Origin of the sequence: Streptomyces sp. RKAG337, assembly GCF_023701715.1 — a bacterium.
In the GTDB taxonomy this organism is placed as follows: domain Bacteria; phylum Actinomycetota; class Actinomycetes; order Streptomycetales; family Streptomycetaceae; genus Actinacidiphila.
On sequence record NZ_JAJOZA010000002.1, the window covers coordinates 106,296 to 129,141 of the forward strand.

Annotated in this window: 21 protein-coding genes and 1 pseudogene; 13 read left to right on the forward strand and 9 right to left on the reverse strand. The window is 69.1% G+C overall.

The genetic code is table 11. From position 1 onward, the window contains the following. Positions 1-219: 219 nt before the first annotated feature. Positions 220-480, reverse strand: coding sequence for a DUF397 domain-containing protein (locus LNW73_RS35205; RefSeq protein ID WP_250993259.1), 261 nt, complete (start codon positions 478-480; stop codon positions 220-222). Next, positions 477-1,355, reverse strand: a complete 879-nt coding sequence (locus tag LNW73_RS35210; RefSeq protein ID WP_250993260.1) for a helix-turn-helix domain-containing protein — start codon at positions 1,353-1,355, stop codon at positions 477-479. Before LNW73_RS35210 ends, LNW73_RS35205 begins: the two co-directional genes overlap by 4 nt. A gap of 258 nt (positions 1,356-1,613) precedes the next feature. Here LNW73_RS35210 and LNW73_RS35215 point away from each other — a divergent pair, with 258 nt between their 5' ends. The 8 genes and pseudogenes from LNW73_RS35215 to LNW73_RS35250 all read left to right on the forward strand — a co-directional run bounded on the left by LNW73_RS35215 (position 1,614) and on the right by LNW73_RS35250 (position 8,655). Next, positions 1,614-3,131, forward strand: a complete 1,518-nt coding sequence (locus LNW73_RS35215) for a transcriptional regulator, XRE family protein (RefSeq protein ID WP_250993261.1) — start codon at positions 1,614-1,616, stop codon at positions 3,129-3,131. An 85-nt stretch (positions 3,132-3,216) separates the two neighbouring features. Continuing rightward, positions 3,217-3,675 (forward strand): annotated as a pseudogene (locus LNW73_RS35220) (asparaginase domain-containing protein); the annotation flags it as partial. A 95-nt stretch (positions 3,676-3,770) separates the two neighbouring features. Next, on the forward strand, positions 3,771-4,148 hold the full coding sequence (locus tag LNW73_RS35225; RefSeq protein WP_250993262.1) for a hypothetical protein: 378 nt from the start codon (positions 3,771-3,773) through the stop codon (positions 4,146-4,148). Between the two features lie 27 nt (positions 4,149-4,175). Continuing rightward, positions 4,176-4,658, forward strand: a complete 483-nt coding sequence (locus tag LNW73_RS35230) for a PPC domain-containing DNA-binding protein (RefSeq protein ID WP_250993263.1) — start codon at positions 4,176-4,178, stop codon at positions 4,656-4,658. Between the two features lie 13 nt (positions 4,659-4,671). Beyond that, entirely contained in the window at positions 4,672-5,967 is a 1,296-nt protein-coding gene (locus tag LNW73_RS35235; RefSeq protein ID WP_250993264.1) for an XRE family transcriptional regulator, read from the forward strand. Further along, on the forward strand, positions 5,964-6,506 hold the full coding sequence (locus tag LNW73_RS35240; RefSeq protein ID WP_250993265.1) for a GNAT family N-acetyltransferase: 543 nt from the start codon (positions 5,964-5,966) through the stop codon (positions 6,504-6,506). The genes LNW73_RS35235 and LNW73_RS35240 overlap by 4 nt, the downstream gene beginning before the upstream one ends. Before the next feature lie 55 nt (positions 6,507-6,561). After that, complete coding sequence (locus LNW73_RS35245) at positions 6,562-7,896, forward strand: hypothetical protein (RefSeq protein WP_250993266.1); 1,335 nt, start codon at positions 6,562-6,564, stop codon at positions 7,894-7,896. Between the two features lie 36 nt (positions 7,897-7,932). Then, positions 7,933-8,655, forward strand: coding sequence for a 2'-5' RNA ligase family protein (locus tag LNW73_RS35250; protein ID WP_250993267.1), 723 nt, complete (start codon positions 7,933-7,935; stop codon positions 8,653-8,655). A gap of 75 nt (positions 8,656-8,730) precedes the next feature. Here the strand turns inward: LNW73_RS35250 and LNW73_RS35255 are convergent, their stop codons facing one another. Genes LNW73_RS35255 through LNW73_RS35275 form a run of 5 tightly spaced genes read right to left on the reverse strand, consistent with a single transcriptional unit; the run spans position 8,731 to position 12,978 of the window. Beyond that, positions 8,731-9,942, reverse strand: a complete 1,212-nt coding sequence (locus LNW73_RS35255; RefSeq protein WP_250993268.1) for a chorismate-binding protein — start codon at positions 9,940-9,942, stop codon at positions 8,731-8,733. Further along, positions 9,932-10,768, reverse strand: a complete 837-nt coding sequence (locus LNW73_RS35260; protein WP_250993269.1) for a hypothetical protein — start codon at positions 10,766-10,768, stop codon at positions 9,932-9,934. Before LNW73_RS35260 ends, LNW73_RS35255 begins: the two co-directional genes overlap by 11 nt. Positions 10,769-10,808: 40 nt before the next feature. Then, complete coding sequence (locus tag LNW73_RS35265; RefSeq protein WP_374118301.1) at positions 10,809-11,447, reverse strand: nucleoside monophosphate kinase; 639 nt, start codon at positions 11,445-11,447, stop codon at positions 10,809-10,811. Continuing rightward, positions 11,444-12,526: an aldo/keto reductase gene (locus tag LNW73_RS35270; RefSeq protein ID WP_250993271.1), complete on the reverse strand. Its 1,083-nt coding sequence runs from the start codon at positions 12,524-12,526 to the stop codon at positions 11,444-11,446. Before LNW73_RS35270 ends, LNW73_RS35265 begins: the two co-directional genes overlap by 4 nt. Further along, complete coding sequence (locus tag LNW73_RS35275) at positions 12,523-12,978, reverse strand: ATP-binding protein (RefSeq protein ID WP_250993272.1); 456 nt, start codon at positions 12,976-12,978, stop codon at positions 12,523-12,525. The genes LNW73_RS35270 and LNW73_RS35275 overlap by 4 nt, the downstream gene beginning before the upstream one ends. A 417-nt stretch (positions 12,979-13,395) precedes the next feature. On the opposite strand from LNW73_RS35275, the gene LNW73_RS35280 reads away from it, so the two are divergent. From LNW73_RS35280 to LNW73_RS35300, 5 genes are read left to right on the forward strand one after another with little or no spacing between them, the layout of a single operon-like run. Next, positions 13,396-14,799 carry an FAD-dependent protein gene (locus LNW73_RS35280; protein WP_250993273.1) on the forward strand — a complete coding sequence of 468 codons (1,404 nt, stop codon included), beginning with the start codon at positions 13,396-13,398 and terminating at the stop codon, positions 14,797-14,799. A gap of 37 nt (positions 14,800-14,836) precedes the next feature. Continuing rightward, the gene (locus LNW73_RS35285; protein ID WP_250993274.1) at positions 14,837-15,925 is read left to right on the forward strand and encodes a TauD/TfdA family dioxygenase; all 1,089 of its coding nucleotides are present in this window, start codon (positions 14,837-14,839) and stop codon (positions 15,923-15,925) included. Beyond that, a complete protein-coding gene (locus LNW73_RS35290; RefSeq protein ID WP_250993275.1) occupies positions 15,922-17,250 on the forward strand; it encodes an AMP-binding protein in 1,329 nt (442 codons plus the stop codon). Before LNW73_RS35285 ends, LNW73_RS35290 begins: the two co-directional genes overlap by 4 nt. Further along, positions 17,237-17,917, forward strand: coding sequence for an HIT family protein (locus tag LNW73_RS35295; protein WP_250993276.1), 681 nt, complete (start codon positions 17,237-17,239; stop codon positions 17,915-17,917). The genes LNW73_RS35290 and LNW73_RS35295 overlap by 14 nt, the downstream gene beginning before the upstream one ends. Beyond that, positions 17,914-20,664 carry an AMP-binding protein gene (locus LNW73_RS35300; protein WP_250993277.1) on the forward strand — a complete coding sequence of 917 codons (2,751 nt, stop codon included), beginning with the start codon at positions 17,914-17,916 and terminating at the stop codon, positions 20,662-20,664. The genes LNW73_RS35295 and LNW73_RS35300 overlap by 4 nt, the downstream gene beginning before the upstream one ends. A gap of 79 nt (positions 20,665-20,743) precedes the next feature. On the opposite strand, the gene LNW73_RS35305 is transcribed toward LNW73_RS35300, so the two are convergent. Together LNW73_RS35305 and LNW73_RS36555 are read right to left on the reverse strand one after the other, a co-directional pair. Then, positions 20,744-21,271, reverse strand: a complete 528-nt coding sequence (locus tag LNW73_RS35305; protein WP_250993278.1) for a TSCPD domain-containing protein — start codon at positions 21,269-21,271, stop codon at positions 20,744-20,746. Between the two features lie 205 nt (positions 21,272-21,476). Continuing rightward, positions 21,477-22,844: a B12-binding domain-containing radical SAM protein gene (locus LNW73_RS36555; RefSeq protein WP_250993279.1), complete on the reverse strand. Its 1,368-nt coding sequence runs from the start codon at positions 22,842-22,844 to the stop codon at positions 21,477-21,479. Positions 22,845-22,846: the final 2 nt, after the last annotated feature.

The window sequence follows — 22,846 nt, forward strand, 5'->3', positions numbered from 1 at the left end:
CCGGGGCCCTGGGGTCAAAGTACCTTCCTCTCACGACGAAGGCACGGAAATCTGCCACAATGTCCAGCTCGGGCTCCCGGATCCTGCGGCGATGTCTGGGGACTCACCACCTCCCATAGCCCAGTCGAGCTGGACGTGTGCCGAGATCGTTAGCAGGGGAAGAAAGAGCACGGGAGCTGGCCCCAGTTGCCATGGGGCCAGCTCCCGTCTGGTTCAAGGTCAGGCAAGCAGGTAGTCGAGCTCGCCTGCCCGTGCACCGTCGATAAGGGCCGCGACCTCGGCCTTGGTGTACACCAAGGGCTCCTGCGTCGGCCGCTTGGAGTCGCGCCAGACGATGAACTCGCCTGCCCGGCCGAACTCGGCGCAGTTGTTGTTCCCGCCGGTGAAGGACGTACGCCTCCACTCGACGGAGGAGAGGTCAAGCTCGGCCGCGATCGGCTTCTCGGAGTGCGTGGACTCGGCCGGGGTGGTGCTGGTCACTGATGTAGCTCCTTGATCACTTTCTCGACTCGGTCGAGAGCGGTTGCCAGCGGAATGGCCCGCTGCCAGAGGCTGTTGAATGCCTCGCAATAGGTTTCCACATGCTCTCGTTTCGAGAAGTACGAAGACTCTGCCAGCCCCTCCACCCAGACCACGCTCGGGTTGGGCACGGGAAAGTCCATGATCATGAACGGGCCGTACAGACCTGCGTGACACCCGGTCTCCAGCGGTAGAAGCCTCAGCGATACGGTGCTGAATTCGGCTACTTCCAGCAGCCGCTCCAGTTGCCGCTTCATCAGAGCGGGAGGCCCAACCGGGCGCCTCAGGGCCGCCTCGTCGACGACGGCCTGAAAGACTTTGCCGGCACCGAGCAGCCGCGCTTGGCGCTCCATTCGGATGGTCACCAATGTCTTGACCTCGCGCGCCGTGAGATCAGGTCGCATGGCCCGGATGACCGCCTCGGCGTACTCCTCGGTCTGCACCAAGCCGGGAAGGAGGGCGAGTTCGTAGGCCCGAAGGCCCGTGGCTCCGGCCTCGAACTTGAGATAGCCGCCGTACTGCGTGGGGTTGAGTAGGCCGCTATGCCTTCTGTACGGGTCCTCTTCGGCGGAGTCCGCGTGCAGAAGATCGAACATCTTCTCGCGTTCGGAACCCGACACGAGAGTCGCGTAGCAGTCATCGAGAAGCCTGGTGAGCAGTTCCTCGGAGACACCGCGGGTAGCCCGCTCGACACGGCTGAGGTGGCCACGGTCCACGCCAGCGACCGAGGCGACCTCGACCAGGGTGCGGCCCGATGCGGCTCGCAACTCCTTCAGAAGTTGCGCAAGTTCTCGGCGTGCCACGGATGCGGGCACTGTGCTCTTCGACTGCGCCATGGCCGCCAGTGTGGCGGCTGTCGGCCCGCTGAACAAGCTTTGTTCAGTCAATTTGACCAGTCACATTGCCACCGACCTCGCAGAGCGGCATGCTTAGCGAGCGTCACAATGCGTGGTACCCCCGTGGCGCCGCGTGGCATATGCGCATGCCCGAGCACTGCGGGAGAGGGGTCCTCGAAGGGTTGCCGTCGTGGAATCAGCCACAGTACCCGTTGCAGTAAGCCCAGTTGACCCTCACGGACAGGGACGGAGGCCATCATGACAGCACGCACGGCCGCCCCGACCTTGTTTCGCGTTCTGGCCCAGCAGCGACGGTGGACCACTTGGGAGATCTTCGCGATCCACTTCGACAAGGCGGCAGCTTCCGTCGTAAGGGCCCAGCCGTCGAGGAAGCCCAAGCCGGTCACTGTTGCACGGCGTACGTTCGACCGCTGGTTCACCGGAACATGGCGCGGGCTCCCCCGCGCCGACACGTGCTACGTGCTCGAGCATCTCTTCGGCTTTCCGGCAGAGGACCTCTTCCGGCCCGCCCCAGTCGTTCTGCGCCCTGCGGCAACGCCAGCAGGCCCGGAACAAATCAGGGCGGCCCAGAGCATCGAGACCCGGTGGGCCACGTCCCGTCTGTCGCTCACCACGGCCGGCGGCAGTGGCTGGGACACTTGGGAGCTCGACGGGCGACGCGTGTTCGACGGGACCTCGCTGGCAGTCCACCTCCAGGCCGCGGACTCCCTCGACAACGCGGTCCGGCTGCCAGTCACGGAGCCCGACCAGCTCAAGGAGTTCCTCCGCCCTGTGCGGCGCGGACTCGTCTTAGGTACCCGGACCGCCGACGCAGGACACCAAGTGTTCGTGCTCGACGCTCTAACTGCCCGAAACCAGATCCGAGTCGGTCTCGGGGCCGAGTTCACTTTGGTCATCCCCGACGCTCATCAGCTCGACGATCTGACGTACGGGATCATCTGGGCCATCGCGAACATCGACGACGCCCTCCTGGCCGACGACCAGCTGCTCCACGCCGAGCACGGCGCGCTTAACGCCTACCTCGAACTGCCGCGGACAGCACCAAGCCGCTCTTCGATCCCGGGTCTGACCTCGGTCGGCGCTGCCTGGATCGGCTCCTACTTCTGCTACCGGCACATCACCCGCCACCTTGCCGATGCCTCGGAGCTCCCCGTCTTCTGGACACGCGAGCAGTACGGCGAGTCCTCAGTGGGGTGGCTTCTCTGGGCCCACAAGCAGCGGTACCTGCGTGAGATCGAAGACCGCTTCGCAATCCAGCCGGGCCGGGAGGTCACCCGTGCGTTCTGCCTGCCTGAAGCCGCGGTCAAGGACAGCGAGCCGTACGAACTCATTCTCCTGTTCCTGTCCATCGCTCTGATGGAGATGCACCGCGTCAACGTCCACGTCAGCGACGAGCCAGAAATGACGGCCGTCGACGGGTTCGTACTCGTCCCCGGCCAGCGTGCCGTCATCGCCAACTGGGTCCGCGCAGAGGGAATCTGGCAGGCCACCACAACCAGCGGCCATGCCGCGATGCGTGACTACGCCGACGCTGCAGGACACGCAGCACACCACAGCGTGGCGCCCGGTACGACCTCGCCCGAGCGTCTTCAGGCCCTGGCTTCGTACCTTGGGCTCGACTGGGTCTGGCTGACGCGCCGCTGCCGCGAACTGGGCGAGCGGGGCATTGCCGGGATGATCCGCCCCCGGAGCCGGCTGATCGCACTCGACGAACTCGAGTTGACGCTTCGCTTCGTCGGAGACCTGGCGACCTAGATCCTCCCCTTCCCCCCTCGAAAGGCGCCGCCTCGTGTCGCACCCTCCGGAAGTCCACCTGTTCGCCCTCGGTGGCACCATCGCCATGGCGCCCACCGACGGCGAGACGCAGGGTGTGAAGCCCCAGCTCGGCGCGGCGGACCTCCTGGCCGCGGTTCCAGGGCTTTCCGACCTGGATGTGACCCTCCGCTTCACCGACGTCTCGAAGAAGCCAGGGGCGTCGCTGTCGGTGGACGACATCGCGGCACTCGCCCAGATGATCGCCCAGCGCGAGCAAAAAGGCGCTTCGGGATTCGTCGTGACGCAGGGCACCGACACCATCGAGGAGACGGCGTACCTCCTCGACCTCCTCCATGCCGGCCAGTCTCCCGTGATCGTCACCGGAGCGATGCGACACCCCTCCATTCCCGGCGCGGACGGTCCGGCGAATCTGCTGGCCGCCGTCCAGACGGCGGCCAGCAGGGCCAGCCGGGGAATGGGGTGCCTCGTGGTGTTCTCGGACCAAATCCACGCGGCCAGGTTCGTACGCAAGGTGCACGCAACCGCCCCGGGAGCATTCGCGTCACCCCATGCCGGGCCTATCGGGTTCATCATTGAAGGCGCCCCTCGCCTCCTTCTGACACCTTCCCCCAGCAGCAGGTGCCGCTGCCCCTTCTCAGGCCCGCGCGCGTCGTCCTCATCACTGCGGCCCTCGGGGACGACGGAGAACTGCTCCAAGGTCTCGGCGACCGCTTCGACGGCGCGGTCATCGCGGCGTTCGGCGCAGGACACGTTCCGGAGTCCTGGGCCGAACCGTTGGAGAAGATCGCCGAGCAAATCCCCGTCGTCTTCGCTTCGCGTACCGGCGCAGGGAGCACCGCCCGCAACACCTACGGGTTCGCCGGCTCGGAACGCGATCTGCTGCGCCGCGGGCTGATCGCCGCCGGTGACCTCGACCCTTACAAGGCGCGGCTCCTCCTGCTCGCCCACCTTCGCGCCGGCACCGACCGCAACGGCATCACCGCCGCCTTTGCCTGATACCGGCCTCCGGGAGAAAACGACCTCATGCGTGCCACCCCACTGACCATCGGCCGGACCTTCGGCGTCGCGTTCGACGACGGGGACGACTTCCTCCCGCAGCTCGGCGCGTTCTGCGCCGAGTACGGGATCCGCTCCGCGTACATCCCCATGTTCCTCGGCGGCTTCCACGCTGTGCAGCTCGTCGGGACCTGCGATCCGATCGACGACCCGAGCGCGCCTGTCTGGGCTGCCACGGAATACACGACGCTCGAGGCGCTCGGCAGCGGAACCATCGCCTGGGACGAAGAGAGCAACGTCCTGGCCCCTCATATCCACGTCGCGGTTGGGCTCAAGGGCCAGGCTGCTGAGGGCAGGACGAGTCATCTCCTCGGGGGGCGTGTGCAGTTCATCTCGGAGCTGTTCGTGGTCGAGGTCGTCGATCCGCTCATGACCAGGCCCAGGCTCGGACGTCACAAGGTGCCCACCTTGCAGTTCAGCGAGCTCTCGGCCCCAGCCGCGATCCAATAACGAAGGATCTGCGATGTCGGCGCGCACCACCAACTTCCGCACCACCGTGCAAGAGCGGCGCTGGACGTTCGAAGCGTTCTGCATCCAGTGGAAGCGTGCCTGCGAGGAGCTGGCTGAGCGAGATAGGGATCCCCGGCTCGCCACCGTCCCGATGTCGCGCCGAACCTTCGACCGATGGATGAAGGGCGATCTCACCGAGCGGGGCCCGCGCCCGGACACCGCGCGAGTCCTTGAGTACCTCTTCGGCATGCCCGTGGGAAAGATCTTCGCCGAGTCCGATGAGGGCCCCGCCGACCTTCCGGCCGGCCAGCTCCCCGCCGAGGAACCGGACCAGGCCGAGGCCGTCCGCCGAAGGCTCGAAGGAGTCCTGACCAGCGGCCATATAAGCGAAGCCGGGCTCGCCTCGTGGGAAGAGACCCTGGCGTGGCACGGCCGAGCCACCCGGTTCCGTCCCGAGCTCGACCTCCTGCGGGACTTACGCCGCGATGTCGACGCGCTCAGCAGGGCGCTCGACCAGCGCCAGTCGCTCGGCGCCATGCGCCGCCTTACGAGATTTTCCGCCCAGATGGCCGGGCTCATGAGCCTGGTCCTGGTCCGCCAGGGCGATGATCACAACGCGCATGCCTGGCTGCGCGTCGCCAGGATCGCGGCGGAGGAAGCTGGCGACAGCGACGTCCGAGCCTGGATCCTCGCCGAAGGCGCATACGCCCTGTTCTACTGCGGCGATCTCACCGGAGCGGCCCGTGCCGCGCGCCGTGCTCAAATCTCAGGTGGCCAGCCCACCGTCGGTGCCGCATTGGCCGCTCCGCTGGAAGCTCGGGCCCACGCCGTCATGGGAGACCGCAGTGAAGCCGAAGCCGCCCTCGGCCGGGCGGAGGATGCGCTGGCGCAGCTGCACGGAGACGACACCGCGGAGTCGGCGTTCGGCTACAACGAGGCCCAGCTGCGCTTCCACCAAGGCAACGCACTCACTCACCTCGGCCAGACGGACCGCGCCCGGGAAGCACAGCAGCGAGCTCTCCAGCTCTATCCGGCGGATGAACATCTCGACCGGGCCCTGATCGAACTGGACGGCGCCATGTGTCTGCTCCTGGACGGCGAGCCGGCCGCCGCCGCCGAAAGTACCGCGGAGATCCTTCGAAAGCTCCCGGAGCAGCATCGCTCCGGGATTATCTTGACCAGAGCCTGCCAACTCGAACATCTAGCCTCCGCCGCCCACAGCGGACCCGGGCCCGTCCAGGTACTCCGCGATGTCCTCACCCCGCTCCAGCGGGACACAGCCTCCGAACACGAAGAAAAGGCGCCATGAGCGAACTCACCGTGACCCGTGCCGAATCAACCGACGTACCGTGCATCGCGGAACTCGTAGCGGACATCGAGCGGTACTACGGCGGCGCCGTCGAAGGCGAACTGCCCGACCGAGTCAGGCGGCTGCGAGACATGCTCTTCGGAGATCACCCGGCCGCCTTCATCCTTCTGGCGCGCATCGGCGCGGACGTGGTCGGGATGGCGTCCTTCTCCCTGCTCTGGCCGGCCGCCGGTGACAGCCACTCGCTGTACCTCAAGGAGCTGTTCGTGCGGGAGCCCCACCGCCGCAACGGAGTGGCAAAGGCCCTCATGGCGCAGCTTCATGAGGTCGCCGCCCAGCTCGGATGCAGCCGGATCGAATGGACCACCGACCGCGACAACCCCGATGCCCAGAAGTTCTACGAGGCCCTCGGCGCGACCCCCCAGGACACCAAGATCTTCTACCGGCAGGCCGTCACCCCCGGCACCACGCCACCGCTCACGCCGGACGCCGCCTCCGGACCGGCGCTCGGCCACGGCGCGAGGCCGGACCAGCGGTAGGGCACCGTCCGCGCTCCGCTCCACCAGCCGACCGGGACCAGGAGGGAATCGACAGGTGACCGTGCGCAATAACTACTTCCGTGTACTCGTCCAGGAGCGCCGCTGGACCTACGAGGCCCTGTGTATCCAGTGGAAGAGGGCGCGCGCGGAGCTGGCGGAGAAGGACGGTGATCCACGTCTGGCCGGTGTCGATCTTCCCCGCCGGACCTTCGACCGGTGGATGAAGGGCGAGCTCAGCGAGAGAGGCCCGCGCCCGGACTCAGCCCGCGTCCTGGAGCATCTCTTCGGCATGACCACTGCGGTCCTCTTCGGACCGCCCCCGGACCGGGTCAACGCCGCCGTCCCGCAGCAGTCGGCTGCCGGTTCCGCCGCCGTTGTCAGCGGCGGCGGTTGGGGAAGCCCCGGCGAGATCCTCCTCCAGGCGCAGGAACTGACCATCAGCAACACCGATCCCGCACTCCTGAGTCTGGCGGCGGAGTCGATCGAGAGCATCGTCCAGCGGTACGAGGACCAAGGCCCCCAGCAGCTCGCGGGCGAGGCGCGGCTGCTCCGGAAGATGGTGCGCACCCTGCTTCTGGGACGGCAGAGCGGCGGGCAACGACAGCAGCTCTTCGGCCTGGCGGCTCGGTCATCCGGCCTGCTCGCCTATATGGCAGTCAACGCCGGCCACGCCGACGTGGCCGAGGCGTACTGCGCGGAGGCCGAGGCGTTCGCCGACCAGGTCGGCGACGTGGGAGCGAAGATGTGGATTCTGGGCACCCGGGCCCTGAACCTCTACTACGTCGGTGACTACGCCGCCTCCGACGCCGCGGCCGCCCAGGGGATCGCGCTATCGCCGCAGAGTCCGCAGGCGATCAGACTCTGGGTGAACGGCCGCGCCCGCGCCCTCGCCCGACAGGGCGACGCCCGCGGAACTGTGCGAGCCATCGGACGAGCACTCGACCTCAGCGACCAGCAGCAGCACCTTCCCGGCGGTGTCACCTCCTGCATCTCGTTCGAGGCGTACAGCCCCGCACGTACGCTCGCCAACGCCGTCACGGCCCATCTGTCGACCGGCGACGTCGCCAAAGTCCTTGAGTGCGCCGGGCAGATCGAGGAGCTGGTCGAGCAGTCACCCTCGCAGTGGACCCGGACGCTTGTGTCCCTGGACGTCGCTACCGCGTTGCTGCGACAAGGCCGGCCCGACCTGGAGCAGGCACTGTCGCTGGGCACCCAGGCCCTTCACACCAGCGGCAGCGCGCCCATCCAATCGGTGTGGCAGCGCGCTACCGAACTCCTCCAGTACACGGGGAAGTGGCAAGCGGAGCCCGTCGTGCGCGACTATGCCAGTGAACTGGCGGCCCTGAACTACCAGCCGGCCGTCCAGGCGGAACCCGACGTGAGGCCGTGACCGACGCGGCCCGAGCCTCCAAGGAGATCTCTGGTGATGACCCCGCTGATCAACGACAGCAGGGCCTTCCCCGCGGCGCCGCCTCCCGATCTGGACGATCCGCAGAAGATCACCTCGAACGACTGGGACGCTTTCCTGGCGGTGGAACGCATGTCCAATCACTGGGACCGGCCCGGATGGGCCCCGGGGCACCGGGCCTACTACTGGATGCTGGCCTTCCCCGAGGAACCGGAGCTGATCGCCCAGGCACGCTCATGCCAGCAGGCCCTGGCCGGGCTGGACATGGACGAGGTACCCCACGACGGCCTGCACATCACCATGAACAAGATCGGTAGCTGCGCGGAAGTCGAGCCCGCCGCTGTGGACGACCTCGCCCAGCTGGCAGACGACACGCTCGGCGGTAGCTTCGAGATCCGCGCCGAGCCCATGGCCGGGTCCACGGGAGCGATCCGGTTCAGCGTCACGCCCTGGACGCCGTTGGTGGAGCTGCACGCCGCCCTGCACCGCGCGGGACAACGCGCCGGCGTCCCGGGCGGAAGGCCGAGCAGCCTCTTCCGTCCTCACCTCGGAATTCTCTACAACAACCGGGACCGGGCCGCCGCACCGGTGATAGACGCCGTGGCCCTCCTGAGGAACCGCCCCTCCATCGCGCTCCCGGTCGAACGCGTCGACCTGGTCGAACTGCGCCGAGAAGAACGTACGTACCGATGGCGTGTCCTGCACAGCCTCACCCTCCCGGGCCCGTCGCCCGTTCGCTGACTCCAGCGGCGAACCCGGGAACGGGGAAACGTGATGGGGGTGCCGGCAAGGTACCGGCACCCCCCACCCAGCGGCTCACTGGCGTTGCGCCACCCGCACGCTCCGGGCCTTGAGCGCGATCTCGGCCGCTTCCACATCCGGGCTGGACCTGGCCGTGACAGCCGCGCCGACCGGGAGCCATACCCGGCCGTCCCGCTGGAAGACGCTGCGCAGGAGCTGCGACCACTGGAGCCTGCCGCCCGGCGCCGCACATCCGACCAGGCCGTAGTACGGCCCGCGCGGGAACTCCTCCAGCCTCGCGATCTCGGCCAATCCCTCGGCGGGCGAGGCCCCCGTGGGCAACACGGCCAGCAGAACGCTCGCCGGGTCGCTTCCGGGCTTGGGCTCCACCGTCAGCCGGGTCAGTCCGTGGACCAGCTCCTCGAGTCTCAGGAACTCCGGGGGCCCCGCGCTCACCCCGGCGAAGTGGCTGTACAAGGTCAGCAGCGAGTCGATGGACGACCGGTGCTCCTCGACGAGCCGAAGGTCCCAGGCCTGCGCCCGCCGACCGTCGGCGCTAAGTCCGGAGGTACCGGACAGCTTGTGGCAGGTGAACCGCTCCAGCGACCCGTCGACGAGGAGTTCCGGGCTGGTCCCCGCGAACTCCAGCCCGCTGTGGTGGCAGTAGAACGAGCGGGACACTCCGTGGGGATCGCCCTGCCCCGCGGCCATGGTGGAGACCAGGTCCGCCGGTCCGCTCCAGCCGTGCCGCGTCGCGACCGTCAGCCGGCGGCCCGGCACCTGCCCCACCCACCCCAAGGCGTCGTCGACCATGACGCGGAAACGATCGACGGTCTCCTCGGTAAGAGGGGGCGGGGAACCTACGCTGCGGGTGCTCCGCCTTCCCGGCGGCAATCGCACCAGACCGGATGAGGACGAGGCAGTGCCGTCATCCTTGATCACCAGGACGGATTCCGGGGTGAACAGCAACACTTCCGGATCCGGCCCGACGGCCAGCGTGCTGCACCGGCTGTGATGCGCCCCGAACCCGATATACCCCATCACCCACCGGCCGTCGGCAGCCTCGAAGAACAACTGGAGTCCAGCGAGCAGGGACTCCGGCGCTGTCGCCTCCCGACCGGGAAGCGACAGCGAGCACACCCCTCGGGTGGCCTCCAGGTGCCCCGCGCTGCCCAGTCCGACGACAACGCGCCGGCGCGAGCCGTAGCTGAAGACCGTGGCCGACGGGGCTTCGATGCGATGCCCGGCGAGCAGCGGCCGGGCGTGCCTGCGGGCGTCAGAGATCAACTGAGCTCATTCCCAGGTACTCCAGGAGGAAGCCGAGGTGGCCCGTGAGGAAGCTGGCGGTCCGGGCGTGGTTCTCGCTCGTAATGACGGCCGCCACTTCCTGGGGCGTCAGCATGCCGCCGAACTGCTCGTTGCGCTCCAAGAGCTTCTGGCGGGAGATCTCCTCCAGAATCTCGGAGACACGGACCCACTGGTTCCCGTCCAGCCCTGCGTCGCACGCGGCCTTGAAGCGGCCGAGCAGGTGCCGGGTCTCGTCCTCGATCGTTCGATCAGCGACCGCGAGCACCTCACGGTCCACCTCATCGGAGGGGTCCAACAGGTTCTTCGCGGAGCGGATCCCGAAGTAGAGCCCCAGACCGCCGCCCTCGGACAGGTCGACCGCGATGGCGCCGAGCTTGTCGTCGCGGTAGCCCAGGCGCAGCTCGGTGAGCGCGGACCCCTCCCTCAGCTTCCCGAGTTCGGCGATCGCCGGCGGGGGCGTGGAGGACTCGATGAGAAGGAACAGATCGTGCAGTTGGGCGTAGTGCCGGAGCTCGTCGGAGGCGAAGCTCAACTTGGTGTAGGTGCTCCTCAGCGGGGAGGGTGCGACCGCCCCGTGGCCCAGCGGTGCGACCTCTTCGGCCACTTCGGCGATCATGCTGGCCACGGTCGTGTGCCGGGGACCGTAGACCCCGCTGCCGGTCCACTCCTTGAACATCTGGTGCCCGACCCAGACCTTGTCGGAGCCGGTGTTCCTGGCGCTGGAACCGAAGTAACGCAGGGCGATCTCGTGCTCCGCAGCCCAATACGGGGCGCTCATGCGCAGCGCCTGCTGGATCGTTCCCATGGGACCTCCGTGGTTGTGTGCGAGGGGACGCGCCGCCCGGCTATGAGGCGGCACGTTCGGGGATGCGCTCGGGCAGGAGATGGCCGAAGGCGTGGTCGGCGGCATCGAGCAGCTCCCCGAGGGACAGGTGCGACTCGGCGACGTGCCGGGGTACGCCGTGGCGCTCCAGGACGAAGCGCAGCATCGGAGCCCGCTGCCGGTAGCGGGCGGGCAAGCCGGGCGTGGGGCCGGCGGGGTTCCGCCAGCCGGGCATGATGGGCCCGGGGGTCGTCGGGAGCAGCGCGCGGCGTAGGGCGCTCTTGTCCGGGACCAGTTCGAGTACGGCGAGGGTGTGACCGGGTAGCTTCCTCAGCACGTTCAGCAGGTGCTCGGCCTGCACCGCGGTGGCCGGGTAGCCGTCGAGGACGAGGGTGTCGGCCGACCGGCTCAGGACGGCCGAGCGCATCAGCCGGCACGCCAGCGGTCCCGGTATGTGGCCGAGCGGGTCGCTGGTGTCCCGCACGGCCGCGGCTATCGCCGGGCTCGTGGATCCTCGCTGCTCGGTGAGGTCCGCCAGCGCGAGGACCTGTCCGTCATAGCGGCGGGCGAGGGCCCCGGCGACGCTGCTCACCTCTGGTCCGGGCGGCCCGATGACCGCTAGGACGGTGGCTGGCCGGGGATCTCCGGGCTGCGCGGTCACACCGTCACCTCCACACGGCGGTAGGCATCGCCGGTGGCATGGAGCTCGTTGCGTATCCGGCCATAGGTGTCGTCGACGAAGGCGAGCTCTTCGTGCGTCAGCGGCTCTCCGAGGCATGAATAGTTCTCGCGGATCTGCTCGGGAGTGGTGAAGCCGACGATCACCGCTGTGTGGTCAGCCTGTTGGAGGCTGTATCGCAGGGCGACGCGGACCAGGGCCTGCGGGTGGTGGCCGAAGCGCTCGCGCAGCGTCTCCAGGCCGCGGTCGATGATTTCGAGGCCAGGATTCGAGAACCACCGCTTGTGCCGTCGGTGGTCGCCGGGGCCGAACACGGCGGGAGCGCCCGGGTGGTACTTGCCGGTCAGCAGCCCCTGGGCGAGGGGCTCGGTGAGCATCAGCGAGACACCGTGGCGCGCGGTGAAGCTGAAGAGGTCCTCGCCGTCGACCAGAGTCGGCGGGCTCAGCGGGTTGCAGCGGGTCCAGAGCACATCGGGGCGAAGCAGACGGAAGATCTTGGCGAAGCGGGCGCCGCGTACGTCCGCCGCGTCCCTACGGTCGGAGGCGAGCGGGTGGGGTCCACGCATGCCGATGGCCTTGATGTACTCGGCTTCCCGCAGGGCGTGCATCTGGTTGATGGCGACGTGCAGGTAGTCGTCGTCGTCCCCGAAGTCGAGGGTATGGAGGAAGTAGGCGTCCAGATACTCGACGCCCAGGTTCTCCATGCTCTGCTCGAACTGGTGGCGGAGTTTGGGGCCCGCGTAGGGGTGAGGTGCCGTGCCCCGTACCCATCCGATCTTGCTGGCGATATGCACAGATTCCCGGTCGACCTCTTTGAGGAGCCGTCCCAGCAGCCGTTCGGAGTGGCCGTGCCCGAACACGTCCGCCGTGTCGAAGAAGTTGGCGCCGTGCTCCACCGCGGTCCGCAGACCATCAAGTGACTGCGCGTCGTCGACGGAGCCCCAGCCGACCGGGTTGCCCGCGTTGACCGTGGGCCCTCCAATCGCCCAGCAGCCGACTCCGAGCGGATTGACGGTCAGTCCAGGCGCGATGTGTCGCGGCTTGAGATCGAGGGCGGTCATCGTGAGCTGTTCTCCTGGGGCGCAATGGTGAACACCGCGACCACCGCCTTGCCGCCGGCCGTGGTCGGTTCGGCGAACCACTCCTCGGTCAGTCGCGCGACGATGCTGAGCCCGCGGCCGTTCTCGTCGGACTTATTCGCAGACTTGACGGCCACCGCAGCGCAGTTCCCACCCGCGTCGAACACCCGCACCGTGGCACGGTCCCGGTCCACTTCCAGCAGGAGGACCCCGATGCCCGGGCTGTGCCGGAGGGCGTTGGTAACCAGCTCGTCCACGACCAGGACCATGTCGTCGACCGTCGCCGGGTCCGCTCTACCCCCCAATACCGTGAGGATCTGGGTTCGCGCGGCCTTGGTCGGCCATTCACTGGCGCTCAGGTCGAGACGGTGCTCTTCGGGTACGTGGTCGAGACGACCGGACGGTTTCAGTGCAGCCGGCAGGGGTGGCACCATCGTCTCCCTCGTGCACGTGCGGTGACCGCCGGTGGGCAGAGCCCGTCAGCGGAGGGCCCGGTGAAGGCCCACTTCCACGGTGAGGGAATCCCGATGGCGTCGGTACGCCATTGGGTTGCCACTCCACTGCCATTTCGTTCCGTGGCAGGAGCAGCGGATGCGGCTCATTTGAGAGGAATCATGCCCTTTGCCGGGATGGGTGGGAGTGCTGTTGCCCGCCGCCAAGTGGCAGAGAAGTGGCAGACGAATGGCGTACCGACGCCATACAGATCGGGCGAACGTAGATGCCAGCGGCCCTCGGGGAGCTGACGTACGAGCAGTTCTCCGAGGGCGGCATTCAGCGGTCCGTCCGGCCGGACGGACCGCGCACCGATCCGTTCTCAGCCGGAGGCTGCCGTGCCCTTACCTTCCACGCCCGTGTCGCGGAGGCCCCCCACCCAGTGCGACACCCTTGTCATCGGCGCCGGCCCGGCGGGGCTGCTCGCCGCGATCCGCGCGGGAGCCCCGGCTGGCGGCGTCATCGTCCTGGACCAGGGCGACGACATCGACGGGCGCATCCGGGCCCGCGAGTTGGGCGAGGACGAGAAGCGCACCATCACCTCGGGGTTCGGCGGCGCCGGAATGTTCAGCGACGGCAAACTGTGCCTGTCGCACCGCATCGGCTCCACCATCTCCCACCGCTTTCCCCCTCACGAGGTCGAAGCACGGCAGTACGCCATCGACGAGCTCTTCCGCGCCGGCGAGGACGCCCCGCTGCACGGTGCCGACGACGCCAGGGCCGCCGAACTGGCCGAACTGGCCGCAGCCGAGGACCTCGAGTACTTGCACTACCCCGTCCGCCACATCGGCAGCGACCAGCTCATGCGCATGACGTCCGCCCTGCGCCGGCAGGTCGAAGCTGTGGCTCCCGTGCTCTGCGGAATCCGCTGCACAGAGGTTCGGCCCTCACCCACCGCCAGCCACCGCTGGGAGGTCTGGGTCACCGGCAACGGCTGGACAGAGGCGATGCCGCTGTACGCAGACAACGTGGTGCTCGCACCGGGGAAGATCGGTGCGGCCTGGCTGCGCGCGCTCGGGACCACCCTGGGACTGCCCCGGAAGAGCGCCCAGCCCAAGCTCGGCTTCCGTCTGGAAGGGCCGCGCGAGTTCCTGGATCTGCTGCTGAAGGTCGCCACCGACCCCAAGGTCATCTGGAAGCCCGGCGCCGGGGCCGAGGTCCGCACGCACTGCGTCTGCTTCGGCGGGGACGTCGTCCCGGCTCAGTACCAAGACCTCACCCTGGTCGGCGGACACTCCACCAGCGACCACGGGCACGACCGCAGCAACACTGCGGTGCTGGCCACCGCCGGAGACGCCCTCCCGTTGAGCGCGGACTTCGTGCGCGAACTCGTCACCCGGATGAACCGCGCCACCGGAGGCCGGGTCATGGCCCAGACACTCGGCGACTTCCTGGCCGGCGTCCCCACCACCGGAACCGTCCCCGACGCTGCGTACGGGTTCGTCCCCAGCATCCCCGACGCCGTCCCCGGGAACCTCGCCGCGCTCTTCCCCCAGCCGATCGTCGTCCTGCTGCGCGACTACCTTCACCGCCTCGCCCGGCTGTGCCCGCAGGTCCTGAACCCCCGCAACATGCTGTACGGGCCCGCCGTCGAGCGCTGGGCCGACCGCTTCGAGGTCGGCGACGACATGCAGGCCCCCGGCCATCCCGGTCTCTACCTGGTCGGTGACGGCCCCGGGCTCACCGGCGGGATCATCGGCGCCGCCGACTCCGGCTGGCTCGCCGGTGACGCGATCGCCGCCCGCCGCAGCGTCAACGCCTGACTCCCCCGGCCCCGCCTCGCCTCCCAAGGACTCCAGCATGCTGACCTCCGCCCGCACACCCCGCCCGAAGTGGCTGACCTCCGACGAGGCCCCGCTGTGGGACCGAAGTACCTTCTCGCCCGAAGCCTGGACATACACGCTCTCGCGCGAAGAGACCATCGAGATCATCGACGCGCTCACCGTCGCGCAGAACCGGCTCACCGGCCAGGACATGTTCACCGGCCGCTACATCAACCGCGGGGACTTCCCGCTGGGCCACGTCGGCTCGATCCTGGAAGCGATCTCAAGCGAGGTATCCGACGGCCGCGGCTTCGCCGTGCTGCGCGGGCTGCCCGTCGACCGGCTCGACGAACACCAGAACGCGCTGCTCCTGCGCGGACTGGCCACCTACCTGGGCCCCATCGCCACCCAGAGCCGGGACGGACAGCTCATCCGGCACGTCCGCGCGACCGGCCGCGTGCTCGGCGACGCAACCGTGCGCGGCCATCAGACCGCCGACCGCCTGTGGTTCCACACCGACGGTGCCGACGCCGCAGCCCTGCTGTGCCTGACCGCGTCCGAGACCGGAGGGCTCTCCCGTCTCGCCTCGGCCGCCACGGTCCACAACCAGATGCTGCACGCTTCCCCGACGTGGACCGCCGAGCTGTACCAGCCGTTCCACTTCCACATGGCCGGCGGCAACGTGCCCGGCCTGCCCCCCACCTTCATATCGCCGGTCTTCTCCCTCCACCGAGGCCGTTTCTCCACCCGCTACGTCCGGCACACGCTGCTGGAGACCCCCGCCGTCACGGAGGTCCCGCTCCCGAGGGATGCGATGGCCGCCTTCGACCTGCTGGAAGAGATCGCCGACGAGAACAGCGTCGACATGGAACTGCGCGCGGGAGACCTCCAACTGGTCAACAACCACACCGTGCTCCACTCCCGCACCGCCTACCGCGACCCGCAGCCCCCCGCCGAGCCCCGTCACCTTCTCCGGTCGTGGGTCACCTTCCCCCACTACCGCGGCCGTCGGGCCTCAGAGGCCGACGAGTGCCTCCGCTTCGGATGGCTCAGCGACGACCAGCAGCAGCAACTCGCCACCTCCTGGAAGCCGCCGGCCGCTCCCGAGCCGGCCCCCGCCGTATGACCGTGCAACCGTGGCACGCGGACATCGTCGGCAAACTCCACCGCACCGCCCGCCAGCGGCCCAACTACCCCGCCATCATCGACCGCCACGGCACGACGAGTTTCCGCGACCTCTACCTCACCGCCGCCCGGCAGGCTCAGGAACTGGAGACCCATCCCGATCACGGCGCGGGCGTTACGGTCCTTCGCGCCACGCCGAGCGCCGCGTTCTTCATCCAGGTGTGTGCCGCCCTCATGGTGGGGCGCACACCGTTGGTGCTGCCCGCCCGTGTGCCCGACACCGCAGCACTGCACGCCGTGCAGGCGGCGAGGAGAGACGGCTGTCGGCCGTGGAAAGCGGTCCTGGCCGTGTCGGGTCACGGCCAGATTCCGGTCCTGACGCACGGCGAATCGCCCACCGCCCCGCGCAAGGCCCGCGCCTTGGGCATGCGGCCCGGTGGCCGTGCCCTCTTTGCCGCCCCCATGTACCTGAACGGGCCCTTCGAGTTCGCGCTGCGCCAGCTGCTCCTCGGCGGCTGCATCATCCTCGCCCCCCGCTTCGAGGCCGAGCAGTGGCTGGAGAGTGTCCGCGGGCACAAGCCGGACTGGGCGTTCCTGGTGCCGACGCAGATCCAGCAGGTCTGGGACGCATGCCCGCCCCGGGAATTCCACAGCGCCTGCTCCTCGCTGCGTCTGCTCCTGCACTCCTCGGCCCCGTGCCCTCCCCAGCTGCACCACCGCCTGGCCGCCGCCCTGGGGCCCGAGCGCGTCGCGGAGTACTACGGGACCACCCTCTACGACGGGACCTTCAGCCCGTACACCTCTCGCGGCGCCGGGGGATCTCCACTGCCCGGCGCCGAACTACGAATCGTCGATCCCAGCCGCTGGCCCGTAGCGGCCGGCACCCAGGGAACCATCGAGGGCCGCAGCCAGGCCGGACTCATCTCCCACCGCACCGACCAGCCGTGCACCGGCCGGTCCGAGTGGCAGAGCGTCGGCGACCTCGGCAAACGCATCAAGGACACCGACCGCATCGAGGTCACCGACGTGGCCGTCCCCGGCCGCGCCATCGTGGCGGGCGTCAAGGTCGCCGTTGCCGAGACCCACGACACCCTGTCCGCTCACCCCGCCGTACGAAAGTGCGAAGTCCGTGTCAGCCCCCACGCCCGGTTCGGGTCCGTGCTGTCCGCCGTCGTGCACACCGAGGACCCGGCCCTCACCCCATCGGTCCTGCGCACCTGGTGTGCCCAGCGGCTGACACCACCTCAGCGGCCCCACGCCATCGAGCTGCGCCGGATCACAGCTCCCGATCACACGACCCTGCGAGAAGGACATGCCCGACTGTGACCTGTGCCAGGCCATCAACCCGGACGTCGACGACTGCACTCTGCAACGCCATCTCCATGCCGGTCAGCAACGCGTCGTCGCCGCGAGCGAGTACGCCGCGGCGGTGCCAACCATCGGCGCCTTCGTCCCCGGCTACCTGCTCGTGGTGCCCACCACCCACGTCCTCTCGCTCGGACAGCTGAACGACGACGAACTGGAGGGGCTGGAGGGCCTGGCCCACAACCTTGCCGACCAGCTGCACCAGGTCTACCGACGGCCGATCCTCACCTTCGAGTACGGCCTCAACCTCCCCGCCGGGCGACGCATCTGCCATGGCCATCTGCACATGCTGCCCAGCACCGCCGACCTCGGCGAATGGCTCGCCGCACGGGTCCCGGGATACGAGATCGCCAGCTACGCCCAGGTCCCCCGCGGCCCGGACACCTCCTACATCACCGTGCGGGACCAGACCGGCACCTTGACGTGCCACCCCGTTCCCAACGATGTCTTCCCCCGGATCCGGCTGCGGGAGGTCGTGGCCCGGCTCGATCCGCAGATCGAGGACGCGGCATGGGACTGGCAGGCCCACCCGTTCCCCGAACTGATGCGCGCCACCGTCGACGACCTCACCACCGTCAGGCCGGCGGCCCGCCGGGCAACAGCGTCCCGGGCCGGGACACCCAGGTGAGCGCCGGTCTCGACTTCGCGAGCCTGTGGCGGCGTATCGCCGCAGACCATCCGGAGCGCCCCGCCCTCATCCACGGCGGCAGCACGGTGACCTGGCAGCAGTTCGACGCCCAGGCCGCCACGTTGGCCTCGCATCTCCGCAGCCGGGGCCTCGGCCGCGGGGACGTCGCCGCGCTGGCGCTGCCCAACCGGCCGGAGCATCTTGTCTGCCTCGCCGCCTGCCTGCGCATCGGCGTCGTACCCGCCAACATCAACTACCGCTACCGGGCCCGCGAACTTGACGGCATTTTCACCTTGCTCACGCCGAGCGTCGTCTTCCTGGCACCGGAACAGCTCACCGAGATGTCTGCCGCCCGCGCCGGACTACCCGGATGCCGGACGTGGATCGCCACGGGCCCGCAGGACCTTCCCGCCTGGACGCAATCGCTGGAGCGGATCCTGAGCGCCCAGAGGTCCGTCGGCTCGGACGATGCCTGGGCGTCCTCGCCGGACGACATCTTCATCAAGTGCACCGGCGGCACGACCGGCGGACCCGCCGCGATCCGCTGGCGGGTGGGTGATCTTGCCGGCAATCTCAACGCCCACAATCCGTGGCTGCGCCGCAGCAGCATGGAGACCTCGGGCTCGATCGCCGTTGCGGATGCCCGACTGGTCGTGGCGAGCCCGCTCATGCACGGCTCAGGGCAGACTCGCGCCCTGGGCGCACTGTGTGCCGGCGGCACGGTGATCACCGTCCCGGAGCCCGGCCCCTCCGCCATCTGGGACACCGTCGCCCAGCACCGCGCCGACACCCTCGCCATCGTGGGCGACCCCCTCGCACGCCCCCTCGCCACCGCCCTGCACCGCCGGCCCGGCCGCTGGGACCTCTCGCACCTGACCACCATCACCTCATCCGGTGCCGCGTGGAGCCAGCAGGTCAAGCGCAGTCTCCTCGACGCCCTGCCCCACGCACGGCTCATCGAGACGCTCGGCGCCACCGAAGCCACCGGCATCGGCTCCTCCACCGCCACATTCGAGTTCGTGCCGGCCACCGGGACCTTCGATCTCGGCGCCCATGCCGCCGTACTGCGGGGCGACGGGACTCCCGTGTCCGTCGGCCAAGACGGCCTCCTGGCCGTCGCCGCGCCCCACCCCCTCGGCATCCACCCCACGGGCGGCCTTCCGGCGAAGCGCTTTCGCGTCAGCGACGGCACGACGTACCTGCTCTCCGGAGACCACGCCCGTCTGGTCGCGGAACGCCGCATCGTCCTGCTCGGCAGGGACAGCGAGTGCGTCAACCTCGGCGGGGAGAAGGTCTACCTTCCCGAGATCACCCGCGTGCTGCTGGCCCACCCCGACGTCCTGGACGCCGCCGTCATACCGCTGGTTCACCCCGTACGCGGCCACACCCTGGGCGCTCTCCTACACCTGGCGGTCGGTGGCGAGGTGGAGGGCGTACGCCGCTACGCCCGCGGCCAGCTCGCGGACTTCAAGGTTCCGCGGACGATCGTGCGGGTCGCCGCCATCCCGCGCACCGAGGCGGGCAAGCTGGACACCACCGCCGCCCGTACCCACCTTGAGCAGGCACGACGTGCTGCCGCTCCTGTCAGCGAGGAACTCGTCATCGCCCCCCGAGCCCCTGCCACCAGTCCCGGTATCTGGCAGCACCTCACCCAGGTCGCCGAGCGAGAGCAACTCCTCCTGGAGAGTGCTCTGGCCTCCCTGTTCGTCGACCCGGCCCTGGACGACAAGATCGGCAAAGCCCTCGGTTACCCCGAGTGGCCCCAGCCGCTCACCCTCCTGCCGGCCCTGGCCCCCGAGCTGGCAGGCGCCACCGAGGACCTCGCGCTCTACCTGGAGGCGTCCGCCGACGCCACCGCAGAAGTGATCGACGCGGTCGCCCGGCATCACTGGCCGAGGCTCGACCGGAACGATCCCGCCGCCGTGGACGCGGTCTGGCTGCTGATGCAGCACGCGGATCTCGCGGGCGAGCGCAGAGACGAACTCCTCTTCGAAGCAACCCGCAACGTCACCACCCGGCTTATCGACGGCCGGCACCTGGCGTTGCTGGACGACCGTGTCCAGTCCTTGCACGGACAACCCCAGCGCTACGGCACCTTCGTGCTCGTCCGCGACGAGGAACCCCGCTTCCTCTACCCGCTCGACGGCGCCTACGGGAAGGTCGACGAACGGCGCAGACTCATCGGGATGCCCCTGCTGCACGAGGACCTCAGCCACGCCTACAGTCCGATCACGCCCTACGGGGCTGGACGGACCACCGCAGGCAACCGCTTCTCGCCCCGGCCGGGTCCAGCCCGCCTGCGCGCCGCGGACCCGAACCGGATCCTGCACAGCGAGCCCGTCCCTCCGGAGGCCGTCCCCGTCTACCTCGCGGCCACGCTCCGCCACCGCAACGAAATCCGCCGGCTCCGCGACAGCCTGCCCGCGCCGCTGCACTCCACCTCGCGGTGGCTCGACCTCGACCCGCTCACCCGGCCCAGCTGCCAGTTCGATGCGGGGATAGCGCTCAACCGGCTCGCCGCCCGGTTGTGCCTGGACGACGTCCGCCGCTCCAAGGTGCTGATCGCCATGGGGTTCAGCAGACGCAGCGCGGGGCTGAGCGTGGAAATCGGATGCGCGCTGGCCGCCGGCATCCCGGTCATCTACGTGGGGGAGCCGAGCTGTTCCTTCGACATGCTCCCCGAAGTCACCCTCGTGCCCGACGTGGACGCCGCGATCGAGACCGCGCTCACGTGGACGGGCGACTGATCGCGGTCCACACGGCCTGGCACAGGCGAAGGGGCCGACCCGCGAACGCATCGCGGGTCGGCCCCTCCTTGTCGCGTCCTCAGCCTCGGCGGGGGCTCGTGACGGTCGGCGCGGACATCGCCAGGCCGATCATGTCGGTCCACGCCGCGTCGCCCACGCTGTCCTGGAGTTCCTTGGCCGCGCGTTCGTCGGCCGTCAGCACGCCGAACTCCACCCGGGTGTCGTAGGGCAGGTAGTCGAGCGCCAGGCGCCGGCCGACGTAGTCCAGGACGGACGTGGCCTGCTTGATCTCGGGGTCGTTGGTCAGGCCCGCGGGCTCGAAGCGCATGCTGACGTACTCGCGGACGAACACCTCCAGCGGGACCTGGTGCCGCAGGCCCTGGGTGATGGTCGTGCTGAAGCCGTCCATCAGACCCGCCATGGTCGAACCCTGCTTGGCCATGAAGATCGTGACTGCGGCAGGGCGGCCGTCCTCGGTGCAGGCGACCGTGAGGTAGCCCTTCCCCTCGCCGACGTTGAACGACCGTGTCGTCGACTTCAGACGCCTCGGGGACCGCGGGGGTACCTGTCCAAGGGGGTGCTCCCCGCTCCTCTGCGTACGCGCCATGCCGTCAACGGTTCGGTCCGCCATCGAATGTGTCCTCTGGGTGGTCGAAAAGGGCATAACAGGGCTGACGCCCACAACCTATGGGCATCTGACGTTCGATGACCACAAGATGTGGGATTCCTACCGTAGAGGTGAGGAGCGGTCGGCACCAATCGCGGCGCGCCGAACGCGCGCCCCCAGCACGGTTGTTCCGCTGCCGGGCTGCTCAGACCTCCATGAGGCGGGGAAGCGACCGGACGAGGACGTCGGGGTGTTGCTCCCGGAGGTCCAGGAGCCGCCCCAGCACCCGGCGGCGGAAGTCGGGCCGGCCCGACCAGATCGCGCTCCCGGAGTAGGTGTCGCTGCGGGCCCAGTCGCGCTGGCTGCGCCCGTCGTCCTCGCTGGCGCCGAAGAGCGCCTCGTACATGTCGGTGGCCGGGAACGGCGTGAAGAAGTGATGCTTCTGCTCGTTGTGCGGGAGCTGGGCAAGGTCCTTGACGAGACCGAACGTGAGGTCGCTGTCCTCGTCGGTCTCCTGTGGAAGGTCGTGGATCCAGCTGGTGAGCTGGACGATGCCGGCCGCCGACAGCATCCGGCAGCCGTCGATCGTGTGCTGGACCGTCGCGTTCTTCGTCATCAACTCCAGCATCCGGTCGGACCCTGATTCGCAGCCGACGAAGATCGCACTGAAGCCGACCTTCCGGAGCCGTTCGAGGTCGATGTGCCCGGCGAGATTCACGATGTCCTTGGCCCGCATGTTTGCCCGTAACTGGATGCACAGGCCGCGCCGCTCCATCTCCTCGACGATGCCGATCACCCGCTGGGTGTTGGTCGAGAAGTTCGGGTCCATCAGGCTGATCTGGTCCGGCGCGTAGGTCCTCCACAGCGCCTCGACCTCGTCGACGACTCGCTTCGGTGGCAGCCCTTTCCAGCGGCGCAGGCTGGTCTTCGGCTCGCTACAGAACCCGCAGGGATGCGGACAGCCCCAGGACGTGAGGTAGCTCAGATCCCGGACCCTGTCGGTGTAGTACGCGGTGACAGGGATCAGGGTGTAGTCCAGGGGCGGAACGCTGCTCATATCCGCCAGCGCGCCGTACGGGGTTTCCAGGATCCGGTCCGCCACCGCACCGCGCAGTGAGATCTCGCGCCTTCCGTCCCGGTAGGCCAGATTCGGGATGGCCGCGAGCGAATCGGAATTGGCGAGACCGCCTTCCCGCTCGGCCAGCTCGGCCAGCGCCACGGCCGCGGCTTCGCCTGGTCCGAGGACGACCACGTCCACCCAGCGTTCCCGCAGGATCCCCCGGTAGGCGAGCGAGGCGTGGTAGCCGCCCCACACCACAGGTACGCCCGGTGCGTGCTCGCGCACCGTGCCGATCGCGTCCAGCACGTTGCCGATGCTCGGGCCCGTCATGCACGAAACCCCGACGTAGAGGGCGTCCTTGGCCTCGTCCACCAGCTTCTTGCGCCAGTCCGGTTCGATCTGGCAGTCGATGATTACCGGTTCGTGCCCGGCGGCCCGCAAGGCGGTGCCGACCGTCAGCACGGACAGCGGGTGCCAGGGGTAGTCGGACTCGCCGGTGGCTAGCGGGTCCACGC